At 69.5% G+C, this 11699-nt stretch carries 9 protein-coding genes; 7 read left to right on the forward strand and 2 right to left on the reverse strand.

What is annotated here, in order from left to right:
• Window positions 1–446: 446 nt before the first annotated feature.
• The 3 genes from ON19_RS05720 (at window position 447) to ON19_RS05730 (ending at window position 3852) form a co-directional block, all read left to right on the forward strand.
• On the forward strand, window positions 447–1151 hold the full coding sequence (locus ON19_RS05720; RefSeq protein WP_043687894.1) for an enoyl-CoA hydratase-related protein: 705 nt from the start codon (window positions 447–449) through the stop codon (window positions 1149–1151).
• A gap of 200 nt (window positions 1152–1351) precedes the next feature.
• Window positions 1352–2593, forward strand: coding sequence for a M20 family metallopeptidase (locus ON19_RS05725; protein ID WP_083899156.1), 1242 nt, complete (start codon window positions 1352–1354; stop codon window positions 2591–2593).
• 116 nt (window positions 2594–2709) lie between these two features.
• Complete coding sequence (locus ON19_RS05730; RefSeq protein WP_372478707.1) at window positions 2710–3852, forward strand: M20 family metallopeptidase; 1143 nt, start codon at window positions 2710–2712, stop codon at window positions 3850–3852.
• A 77-nt stretch (window positions 3853–3929) separates the two neighbouring features.
• On the opposite strand, the gene ON19_RS05735 is transcribed toward ON19_RS05730, so the two are convergent.
• Window positions 3930–4406, reverse strand: a complete 477-nt coding sequence (locus tag ON19_RS05735; protein ID WP_043688019.1) for a gamma-glutamylcyclotransferase family protein — start codon at window positions 4404–4406, stop codon at window positions 3930–3932.
• Between the two features lie 174 nt (window positions 4407–4580).
• Between ON19_RS05735 and ON19_RS05740 the strand changes: the two genes are divergently transcribed.
• The 4 genes from ON19_RS05740 to ON19_RS05755 all read left to right on the forward strand — a co-directional run bounded on the left by ON19_RS05740 (window position 4581) and on the right by ON19_RS05755 (window position 9694).
• Window positions 4581–5984, forward strand: coding sequence for an NAD(P)H-quinone dehydrogenase (locus ON19_RS05740; protein ID WP_043687896.1), 1404 nt, complete (start codon window positions 4581–4583; stop codon window positions 5982–5984).
• 304 nt (window positions 5985–6288) lie between these two features.
• Window positions 6289–7347: a hypothetical protein gene (locus tag ON19_RS05745; RefSeq protein WP_255218369.1), complete on the forward strand. Its 1059-nt coding sequence runs from the start codon at window positions 6289–6291 to the stop codon at window positions 7345–7347.
• 73 nt (window positions 7348–7420) lie between these two features.
• Window positions 7421–8428 carry a DUF8176 domain-containing protein gene (locus ON19_RS05750; protein ID WP_043688025.1) on the forward strand — a complete coding sequence of 336 codons (1008 nt, stop codon included), beginning with the start codon at window positions 7421–7423 and terminating at the stop codon, window positions 8426–8428.
• A 42-nt stretch (window positions 8429–8470) separates the two neighbouring features.
• The gene (locus ON19_RS05755; RefSeq protein ID WP_227954457.1) at window positions 8471–9694 is read left to right on the forward strand and encodes an aminotransferase-like domain-containing protein; all 1224 of its coding nucleotides are present in this window, start codon (window positions 8471–8473) and stop codon (window positions 9692–9694) included.
• A gap of 375 nt (window positions 9695–10069) precedes the next feature.
• Here the strand turns inward: ON19_RS05755 and glpK are convergent, their stop codons facing one another.
• Window positions 10070–11569 carry a glycerol kinase GlpK gene (gene glpK, locus ON19_RS05760; RefSeq protein ID WP_043687900.1) on the reverse strand — a complete coding sequence of 500 codons (1500 nt, stop codon included), beginning with the start codon at window positions 11567–11569 and terminating at the stop codon, window positions 10070–10072.
• Window positions 11570–11699: the final 130 nt, after the last annotated feature.

Raw genomic sequence — 11699 nt, forward strand, 5'->3', positions numbered from 1 at the left:
GGGTTGCGTGTGGTGGTCGTGGGTTGATTTCCGGTTGTGTGGGGTGGTGGCTCGATTTCGGGTTGCGTGGGGTGGTTGGGGGCTCGATTTCGGGTGGGTGTTGTCGGTGGCGTCGGGTTGTCGTTGGCGAAGGGACGGTTGGTCGGTGAGTGTCGGCTGTCCCGTGGACACGGCGGCGGGGCGTCGGTGTGCCGTGGACAGGGCGGCGGGGCGGACGTGATGGGGATCGTCGCCGATGATCGTGGGGCTCGCAGGTGGAGGGGCTGTCATGTGAGCCGTCGGCTGTGTAAGCCGGTCGGGACCAGGTGTACGGCGTGTGGGGGCGTTTCGCTTCGTCCCCTCTCTGTCGGTTCGGCTGGGGGCCGGATCAGGGGCACTGAGGTGGGGCGCGAGCAACTGCTACCCGCGAGTAGGGAGGTCTGCCACGGACCGTTACTCTGCACCGCATGCCGTATCTCGAACGCCAAGGTGAAGTGTTCGTCGTGTACCTCGGCGCCGAGGGAACCACGGACAGCGAGAACCGTTTCCACCCGGACTGGATCGATGAATTCCACGGGCTGCTGGACGAGGTCGAGAAGTCCGAGGGGCCTGCCGCGCTGGTGACCACCGCGACGGGGAAGTTCTACAGCAACGGTTTGGACACCGATTGGCTGTTCCCCAATCTGGACAAGATGCACGGCTACCTCGACCGTGTGCACTCGCTCTACACCCGCCTGCTCGCCTTCCCGCTGCCGACCGTGGCGGCGATCAACGGCCATGCCTTCGGCGCGGGCGCCATGCTGGCCACCTCGCACGACTTCCGGGTGATGCGCGCCGATCGCGGCTTCTACTGCCTGCCCGAGGTGCATCTGGGCATGCCGTTCACCATCGGGATGAACGCCTTGCTCACCGAGCGGCTGACCAACCAGGTCTGCGTGCAGGCGATGACCACCGGCCACCGCTACCCGGCCGACGAGGCGATCGCCGCGGGCATCGTGGACGGCAAGGCCGAAGCCGCCGAGTTGCTCGCGACCGCCGTGCAGCGGGCAGCCGCGCTGGCCGGCAACCGCAAGCCGAACCTGCCGGTGATCAAGCGCGCCCTGCACGCGAAGGCGCTGGCCGGCCTCGCGGTGCTCACCACTCCGGAGAACCTGGCGTTCGGCGCGAACTGACCCGCCGTCCCGCAACGGCGTGGAGGTCTCTCGAACGGCGTGCCAATGGCCACAGCGGTCGCCCCTGACGCGCCCAGCGCACTCCAGCCCCGGTTTCGAGCGAAGCGAGACCGAGCATGCGCCGTTCGCGGCCACAAGAGGGCCGCGAACCCGCCGCGCCGAAGGCGCGGCAAAACGAACACAGTGCGAGACTGTGTTGCATGCCACCACCGCGCAGCGGGCGCCCGGAATCGCAGCACGACGGCAACGCTGTGTGCGAGGTCGGCGCGGCCGCTCGCAGTGACGCCGCGATCCGCGCCGCCGCCGCCGACCTGATCGGGCTCTCGCACGCGATTCACGCCGAGCCCGAGCTGGCGTTCGAGGAGACCCGTAGCGCGGCCAAGACCATCGCACCGCTCGCCGAGCGCGGCTTCGAGGTGCAGACCGGCGTCGCCGGACTGCCCACGGCTTTCCGCGCGCGCTACGGCAGCGGGCCGCTGACCGTCGGCATCTGCGCCGAGTACGACGCGTTGCCCGAGATCGGGCATGCCTGCGGGCACAACGTCATCGCCGCCTCGGCGGTGGGCGCGGCGCTCGGACTCGCCGAGGTCGCCGACGCGCTCGATCTCACCGTGCTGGTGTTCGGCACGCCCGCCGAGGAGAGTGGTGGCGGCAAGGTGCTGATGCTGGAACAGGGGGTGTTCGACGACGTCGCGATGGCGATGATGGTGCACCCGGGTCCGCTCGACATCGTCGGCGCCCGCTCGCTGGCGCTGGCCGACGTGTCGGTGGTCTTCCACGGGCGCGAGGCGCATGCCAGCGCGGCCCCCGAACAGGGCCGCAACGCGGGCGACGCGGTGACCGTCGCACAGGTTGCTCTCGGCTTGCTACGGCAGCACCTCCTGCCGGGCCAGCAACTGCACGGTATAGTCGGCGACGGTGGCGTAGCTCCCAACATCGTGCCCGGACGTGCGGAACTGCTGTATTACCTACGCGCAGTCGACTCCGCATCCCTCGACGATCTGATGCGACGAGCGTCGGCTTGTTTCGAGGCGGGCGCCCTCGCGACCGGCTGCACCCACGAAATCCGGACGCTCGCGCCGACGTATACCGAGCTGACCCCGGATCCGGAGCTGTTGCTCGTCTACCGCGAGCAGATCACCGGATCGGGACGCGTGCCGCTCGCTCCGGAGTTCGAGGCGCAGCGGCCGCTGGGCAGCACCGATATGGGGAACGTCACCAACGTCATTCCGGGCATTCACCCGGTCATCGGAATCGATGCCGGTGGTGCGGTGACACATCAGCCAGGCTTCGCCGCGGCCAGCGTCAACGCCTCGGCGGATCGCGCGGTCATCGATGGCGCACTGGCGCTCGCGCGTACCGCGATCACCGTCGCCGGCGATGACATACATAGAGACAGGTTGTTGCAACGGCTAGTTCAACGACAGGAGGACATTCGGTGAGCACAACCGGCCGTTCGGCGGCACCGGCGACGGGCCCGGCAGAGGGCGTCCGTGTGGTCACGCAGGAGCCAGGGAACTCCGCAGCGCCGGAGACCGTGGTATCCGGGCGGGGAGCGGTGGAGTCGTGGCTGGCCGGTCACACGGTCGATCTCGTCGGGTGGCGTAGGCACATCCACGCCAATCCGGAACTGTCCCGTACCGAGTTCGGCACCACAGAGTTCGTCTCGGCGTGGCTGACCAAGGCGGGGCTCACGCCGCAGCCGCTTCCCGGCGGCACCGGCCTGATCTGTGATATCGGCCCCGACGGGCCGCGGATCGGCCTGCGCGCCGATATGGACGCGCTGCCTCTCCAGGAGTTCACCGGACTGCCCTTCGCCTCCACCGTGCCGGGCGTATCGCACGCGTGCGGTCACGACGCGCACACCACCATCCTGCTCGGCACGGCGCTGGCGCTGGCCGAGGTGCCGCAGCTGCCGGTCGGCGTGCGGCTGATCTTCCAGCCCGCCGAGGAGGTCATGCCCGGTGGGGCGATCGACGTGGTCGCCGCGGGCGCCATGACGGGCGTGCAGCGGATCTTCGCGCTGCACTGCGACCCGCGCCTCGAGGTGGGCCGGGTCGGCATCCGCGTCGGCGCGATCACTTCCGCCGCCGACACCATCGAACTGGTGCTCGACTCGCCGGGCGGCCACACCTCGCGTCCGCACCTGACCAGCGACCTGGTCTACGCGATCGGCTCGGTCATCACCGGCCTGCCCGGCCTGCTCAGCCGCCGCATCGACCCGCGCACCAGCACCGTGATGGTGTGGGGCGCGGTGAGCGCGGGGAAGGCGCCGAACGCCATTCCGCAAACCGGCATGCTCACCGGCACCATCCGCACCGGAGACCACGCGACCTGGTCGCTGCTGGAGCCGATGGTGCGGGAGATCGTCGACGGCCTGCTCGCCCCGACCGGCGTGCGCTACCAGCTGAACTATCGGCGCGGCGTGCCGCCGGTGGTCAACGACGAGCACTCCACCCGCATGTTCGAGGACGCGATCCGGGCGCTCGGGCCCGACGCGCTCTCCGACACCCCGCAATCCGGCGGCGGCGAGGACTTCTCCTGGTATCTGGAGGAGGTGCCCGGCGCGATGGCGCGCCTCGGCGTCTGGTCCGGCGAGGGCGAGCAGCTGGATCTGCACCAGCCGACCTTCGACATCGACGAGCGCGCGCTCGCGGTCGGCGTCCGGGTGCTGAGCAATCTCGTGCTCGGCACGCGCTGAGTTCTTCGTCACACCGGCAGCGGCGTGGCCGAACCCTCGGGTCGGCCACGCCGCTGCCGTCTGCGCGGGCGCCCGGGTCAGCCGAAGTTGCCCGGGCCGACGTTGCGGCTGTTGCGGGTGCGTAGTGCGTGCACGTAATCCTCTGGTGCGCCTGCCTTTTCGGCCGCGTCGGCGATCACCCCGAGGTAGCGGGCCGAGGGCAGCCCGCCCTCGTAGGCGTCCAGCACGTAGAGCCAGGCCAGCGTGGGCTCACCCCCGCCGTCGGCGTTGCGGGTGACGCGCAGACGGATCTTCTTGTGGATACCGAAGTCCGAGCCCTCCCAGCGGTCCAGCCGCTGCTCGTCCTCGGGGGATACGTCGTAGAGCACGACGAACACCCGGGAACCGGGGTCCTCGACGACCGTCGCGAGAGGCCCTTCCCAGCCGATGTCGTCACCGGCAAAGGTGAGCCGCCAGCCCTCCAACCAGCCCGTCCCGGACATGGGGGAGTGCGGACAGCGATCGAGCATCTGCGTCGAGTCCATGTTGGACCCATAGGCGGCATAGATCGGCACCAGCAAAGGGTAGCCAATAACCGGGAGAGACCGCGTTCGATTGCCGCACCTGCGGCGCGGCGCGCGACCGGGAAGGGTTGCGCACCGGTAACGCGGTCGGTAGTGCGAGGTGGTTCCCGGATAACGTTTACCCCGTGCCGGAGATCCCGGCGCGAAGCACGAGCGGAGGTATCAATGACCCGCATCGCGATCATCGGTGGCGGACCGGCCGGCTATGAGGCGGCCCTGGTGGCGGCCCAGCACGGGGCGTCGGTGACGCTGATCGATTCCGACGGCATCGGTGGGGCGTGCGTGCTGTGGGACTGCGTGCCCTCCAAGACCTTCATCGCCTCGACCGGCGTCCGCACCGACCTGCGCCGGGCGCGCGATCTCGGGATCACCCTCGACCCGAACCAGGCGCAGGTGCAGCTGCCCGAGGTGAACGCCCGCGTCAAGGCGCTGGCGCTGGCCCAGTCCTCCGATATCCGCTCGAAGCTGCAGACCGTCGGGGTGACCGTGCTGGCCGGGCACGGCGAGCTGATCGATCGCGGCAGCGGGCCTGCCGCGCACCGGGTGCTGGCCAAGCTGGCCGACGGCGCGCAGCGGACCATCGAGGCGGAGGTGGTGCTGATCGCCACCGGCGCGAGCCCGCGGGTGCTGCCCGGCGCGGAGCCCGACGGTGAGCGCATCCTCAACTGGCGTCAGCTCTACGACCTGGCGGAGCTGCCGGAGACCCTGGTTGTCGTCGGTTCCGGTGTGACGGGCGCGGAGTTCGTCTCCGCCTATACCGAAATGGGCGTGCGGGTGAAGCTGGTCTCCAGCCGCGATCGCGTGCTGCCCGGCGAGGACGCCGACGCGGCGCTGGTGCTGGAGGACGCGCTCGCCGAGCGCGGCGTCGAACTGGTCAAGCACGCGCGCGCCGACGCCGTGGAGCGCACCGCCGAAGGCATCGTGGTCAAGTTGTCCGACGGGCGCACGGTTTCCGGCTCGCACGCGCTGATGACCGTCGGCTCCACACCCAACACGGCCGGTCTCGGGCTGGAGCAGGTCGGCATCGAACTCGATCGCGGCGGCTACCTGCGGGTGGACCGTGTTTCGCGCACCTCGGTGCCCGGCGTCTACGCCGCGGGCGACTGCACCGGCCTGCTGCCGCTGGCCTCGGTGGCCGCGATGCAGGGACGCATCGCGATGTACCACGCGCTCGGTGAGGGCGTCAGCCCGATCCGGCTGAAGACCGTCGCCTCCGCGGTGTTCACCCGGCCGGAGATCGCGACCGTCGGCGTCAGCCAGACCGCGATCGACAACGGTGAGGTGCCCGCGCGCACGGTGATGCTGCCCCTGAACACGAACCCGCGCGCCAAGATGTCCGGGCTGCGACGCGGTTTCGTCAAGATCTTCTGCCGCCCGGCGACCGGCGTGGTGATCGGCGGCGTCGTCGTGGCGCCGATCGCGTCGGAGCTGATCCTGCCGATCGCCCTTGCGGTGCAGAACAATCTGACGGTCAACGACCTGGCACAGACGTTTTCGGTGTACCCGTCGCTCACCGGTTCGGTCACCGAGGCGGCGCGATTGCTGATGCGCCACGACGACTTGGACTGACCTCGGTTTGGCGCGTACGGTGCCGTGTCCGGTCTCGGACATCGTGCCCTGCGAACTCGGGGCGGGCAGGGGAGGCGGGCGGTCTTGCCACCCTTGGCTATTCGCCGCGTTGCCCATCGTGCGCACATGTGGTTCACTCTCGGCAGAGATGCGATCGGAGGCGGTCGCGGGGTTCGGTGTGGGGGGATGGTCCTTTCCAAATCGGCACGAGCGAACGGCCCGGGTCGTTCGACGATCAGGCGTCTCACCCAGGGGACAACTGAATGCGGCCTGCCGGGCCGCACCCGGGAAGGGAATGCGGAAAGTGAAACATCGTAAGCCGAGTCGGGCGCAGCGAGCGATGGCGAGCACCTCGTTGCCACTGGCCACAGCGGCTGCCGTGGCCACGCTCTTCGCTGCGCCGGCGGGGGCGGCTCCCAACGATCAGCCGACCACTCCGCCGACGCCCGCTCCGGCGCAGCCGGGCGTGAACGAGTCGCCGAGCACCCCGGAGACCACACAGCCGGAGCCGAACAAGCCGGAGTCCAAGCAGGATCCGCAGAAGCCGGAGAGCAAGCCGACGCCGCGTCAGCCCGGCGTCACCACTCCGGAACCGGACGCGGACCCGGATCATGCCATGCCGGACCAGAAGGATCCGCGGCTGTCCAAGCCGACCCAGCCGGGTGTGACCCCGCCGCGTGTCGCGCCGCTGCCGGTCCCCGGCCAGCAGAAGCCGAGCGACCCGCAGGCCGCGGTCACGCCGGACCAGGCCGCACCGCAGCCCGGACAGCAGGCGGCTCCGCAGCCCGGCCAGCAAGCCGCCCCGCAGCAGGGCACCGAGAGCGACAATTCCGAGGCGCGGCAGCCGGAGAGCTCGACGCTGGTGCAGCCACAGGCACAGCCGCGTTGGCAGGCTCCGCGTCTGGAGGCGGCCCCGGCCGCCCCGGTCGTGGAGATGACCGGCCCGCACGCGGAGATCGGCGCGAACGTCGACGGCGGCACCCTGCTGCCGGGCCACGTGGCAAACACCCACCACTTCAGCAACGAGGCGGGTTACGTCGGCACCATCGGCTACCGCACGCCGACCGGTGCCGGTGAAGCGGGCGTCTCGGTGGAGTTCGTCGACAAGAACACCGTCAAGCTGACCACCTACACCGGTGGCGAGGGCCTGGCCTCGAACAACACCACCGCGGTGTTCGACACCACCCAGCTGAACCAGGCCAAGGCCGCGGTGGAGGACTGGATCCGGGAGCAGCCGGGCGGCGCGGCCGCCCTGGAAGCCGCCGCACAGGTTAAGCTTCCGCTTCAGCCGGGCGACTTCGCTCCGCAAACCGCCGAAGTGGGTGGTGTCACCACCCAGTGGGGTGGTTCACTCCAGTACTGACACGAGCTGATTCCGACGGGTGGGGCGGTCGTTCGCGACCGCCCCACACGTGTGTCACGGGAAAGGATTGGGTGTGACCTCCGAGGGTGATGCGAGGAATGAATCCGACCAGTCCGGGTCGGAGTTCGGTCCCCCAGTGGGGGAGTTCGGGCCGCCGATCTCCGAATTCGGGCCGCCTGTCGCGGAATTCGGGCCGCCGATGGGCGCGGACACCGGCCCGGGCTGGCAGGTGCCGCAGCAGTCGGCCGACCACCCCGAACTAACCTGGCGCCCGGCGGGCGAGCCGGAGGCGATGTCTGCACCGCCCCCGCAGTATCGCGCGCCGGATTCGACGGTCTACTCCGAACGGCCGTCCGCACCGCCCGCGCCCGCCCAGCCCGAGCCGCCTGCCGCGGAGCCCGTGCGCCCGCAGTCCACGGACGGCAAGCAGGACTCCTGGTGGAACCGGCCGACGCTGGAAGGCGGCGTTCCGAAGCCTCCGCAGCCCTCCGAGTCGAGCCTGTCCTGGGCCGAGGACCCCATCGCCATGCGGCTTGCGCTGGGCGTTCCCGAGACGCCCTCGCCCGCGCGGCGCAACTCCTCGCGGCGCAGGGTCGTCCTGGGCACGCTCGCGGCCGTGGTGGTGCTGGTCGCGCTGACGGTGACCATCCTGATGTCCAGCGGCAGCGATGACGGCCAGGACGGCACGGCTGCTGCGGCTACCACCAGCGCCGTGGCGATGAGCTGCCCGACCCGCACCGAGGGCAATGTCACCTTCGGCAACGGTGCGGGTGATACGAGCAGTGGGATCCGGGCGATTCTCGGCTTCGAGCATGCGTACTATTCCGAGCGCAGCGCTACCCGCGCGCACACGTTCGTGGCGCCGGGCGCGAACGTCGAGCCGCCTGCCGACCTGCAGAAAACCATTGACCAGCACATCCCGCAGGGCACGGCCTATTGCCTGCGGATCGCGGAGATGGCCCCCGATCGCTTCAACGTCGAGATCACCGAGCGCCGTCCCGATGGCACCGAGGCCCGGTACTTCCCGGTGATCACGACCGTGAACCTGGACGGACGGACCCTCATCTATCTGATCGACTGAGTCTATTTCTCAGAATGTGAGATTTCTATTTCAGATTCTGATATGACTGTGCGACAGTGCCTTATGGCGCATTTCTCGGAGGTGTCCCTGTCGCCGATCACTCCACCGCTGGCCCGGCGTCTCGACGGCCTGACGAGTTCGGCGATCCGCGATCTGCTGAAGGTGGCCGCGCGCGACGACGTCATCAGCCTGGCGGGTGGCCTGCCCGACGAGCAGTTGATGCCGCGGGACCGGATCGCGCAGGCGGCCGAGGCGGCGCTGGCCGACCGCGCGCGACTGCAGTACACCGAATCGGCGGGCTGGGGCCCGCTGCGTGAGGTGCTCGCGGCGCGCGAGACGGTGCGGCTGGGGCGGCCGGTGCCGCTCGATGAGGTGTTCGTCACCCACGGTTCGCAGCAGGCGCTGTCGCTGCTCGCCGAGGTGTTGCTGGATCCGGGCGCGCTGGTCGTGGTCGAGGACCCGGCCTACGTCGGCGCCCTGCAGGTGTTCCGCGCTGCCGGAGCGCGCATTGTGACGGTCGCGCTGGACGCCGAAGGCATGCGGGTCGACGAGCTGGCCGACCTGCTCGGCAGCGGCGAGCGGCCCGCAGTGGTGCACACGGTGAGCAATTTCCACAATCCGCGCGGTGTCACCATGAGCGAACCGCGTCGACGTGAACTCGCCGCACTCGCCGACCGGTACGGATTCTGGGTGATCGAAGACGATCCCTACGGCGAGCTGTGGTTCGATCGGCCGTCGCCGGAGCCGATCGCGACATACTCGCCCAACGTGATCCGGCTGTCGAGTGTGTCCAAGACCCTGGCCCCGACCTTGCGGGTGGGCTGGATGACCGCGCCGAACGCTGTGTGCAGGGGCGTGGAGTTGCTGAAGCAGGGCGCGGACCTGTGCGGTTCGGCGCTGACGCAGCAGATCGCCGCCGATCTGCTCGCCGACGCCGACTGGCTGGGGGCGCAGGTGGAGGGGATCCGGCGCGTCTACGGTGCGCGAGCGCGGGTCCTGGTGGACGAGCTGCGCGCGCGCTTCGGTGACCGGCTGGTGAGCACCGACGCCGCGGGTGGCATGTTCGTGTGGGTCGACTTCACCGATGGGACCGACACTGTGGACTTGTTGCCCCGCGCCATCGATCTCGGCGTCGCCTACGTCCCCGGCGATGCGTTCGCGGTGGCCGGCGGTCACCGCAATTCGATGCGCCTGTGCTTCACCACCTCCGAGGCGGCGACGCTTCGGGAGGCGGTCGCGCGCTTGGCGCGTGCGATAGGTGAATAGCTGCGGGGCACAGGGGCTTTCGGTTGCCCGCGCGTGGGTTCGCCAGATAGGGTTGCAGGCATCCAATAGGAGGGGAGTAATTCGATGATCGTGAAATTCCTTGCGAGCGCGGTGATTGCCGTCGGCATGGTTTCGCTGGTGCCGGGTGTCGCTTCGGCGCACCATTGCCAGCCGGTGACGACGTGGTGCCATCCGAGCTAGTCGAGTCGTCGGCCGGGAACTGAATCACGGCTACCTCGATCGGGCCGGTTCCATCTCGGAACCGGCCCGATCTTCGTCTCCGGATCTACGGCGAAACCGGGTCCACGGCGACAACCGCGCCGCGCGACGTCATCGTTGGATGCGGCCCGGCGAGCGAAGTCGGATCCGGCGTGGTCAGTCCACCCAGCCGTAGGTGCGCTCGACCGCTTTGTTCCACGCGGCGAAGTGCGCGTGCCGGTCCGCGTCCGGCATGGTGGGGTGCCAGGTCTTGTCCGCGGTCCAGTTGTCGCGGATGTCGTCGGTGCCCGACCAGTAGCCGACGGCGAGCCCGGCCGCGTACGCGGCACCGAGCGCGGTGGTTTCGTTCACGACCGGCCGTACCACGGGTACGTCGAGGATGTCGGATTGGAATTGCATGAGCAGATCGTTGCCGACCATGCCGCCGTCCACCTTCAGCGTGGTCAGTTCCAGGCCGAGCCGCTGGGACTCGGCGTCCGCGCGCATCGCGTCGACCACCTCGCGGGTCTGGAAGGCGGTGGATTCCAGTACCGCCCGGGCCAGGTGCGCTTTGGTGACGAAACGGGTGAGCCCGGTGATCACGCCGCGCGCGTCGGGGCGCCAGCGGGGCGCGAACAGCCCGGAGAAGGCGGGCACGATGTACGCGCCGCCGTTGTCGGCCACGCTGCGGGCGAGCGGCTCGATCTCGTCGGCGGCGGAGATGATGCCGAGGTTGTCGCGGAACCACTGCACCAGTGAACCGGTGACCGCGATGGAGCCCTCCAAGGCGTACACCGCGTCCGCGTCACCGAGGCGGTAACAGACCGTGGTGAGCAGGCCGTGCTTGCTGAAAACCGGTGTGGTGCCGGTATTCAGCAGCATGAAATTACCGGTGCCGTAGGTGTTCTTGGCCTCGCCGGGCGACAGGCAGGCCTGGCCGAAGGTGGCGGCCTGCTGGTCGCCCAGAATGCCCGCGACCGGCACCCCGGCCAGCGGGCCGGAACTGATCGGCGCGTAGACCTCCGAGGAACTGTGCACCTGCGGCAGCATCGACTCGGGCACGCCGAACTCCCGGCAGATCTCCGAATCCCATTGCAATGACCGCAGATCCAGCAACATCGTGCGGGACGCATTGGTCACGTCGGTGATGTGCCGCCCGGTCAGGTTCCACAGCACCCAGCTGTCGACGGTGCCGAAACACAGCTCACCCGCCTCCGCGCGCTCCCGCACGCCCGGCACGTTGTCCAGGATCCAGCGCAGCTTCGGCCCGGCGAAGTAAGTGGACAGCGGGAGACCGGTGCGATCCTGGTAGCGGGCCGGTCCCGCATCACCGCCCAGTTCGGCGCACAGCCGGTCGGTACGGGTGTCCTGCCAGACGATCGCGTTGTGCACCGGCCGTCCGGTCTCGCGGTCCCACACCACCGTGGTCTCGCGCTGATTGGTGACGCCGACCGCGGCGATGTCGTCGGCACTGAGCCCGCTGCGCTCCAAAACCTCGCCCAGGACGATTTCGGTATTGCGCCAGATGGTTTCGGCATCGTGCTCGACCCACCCCGGCTGCGGAAAGATCTGCTCGTGTTCCCGCTGGGCCACGCCGACGACACGCCCCTGCCGGTCGAAGACGATGCACCGACTCGAGGTCGTGCCCTGATCGATGGCGGCCACATAGCGACGCATCCGTGCAGTGTATTTGGCCGCGACTTCGTCGCGGCGTGTTCGCGGCTGTGTTGTTTTTCCAGCGCCTGCGGCGCTGGGTGTTCGCGGCCCTCTTGTGGCTCGCGTCCGAGCGACCACCGCTGGCGACTTC

Origin of the sequence: Nocardia abscessus NBRC 100374 (assembly GCF_000308455.1) — a bacterium.
GTDB classification, from domain to species: Bacteria; Actinomycetota; Actinomycetes; order Mycobacteriales; family Mycobacteriaceae; genus Nocardia; species Nocardia abscessus.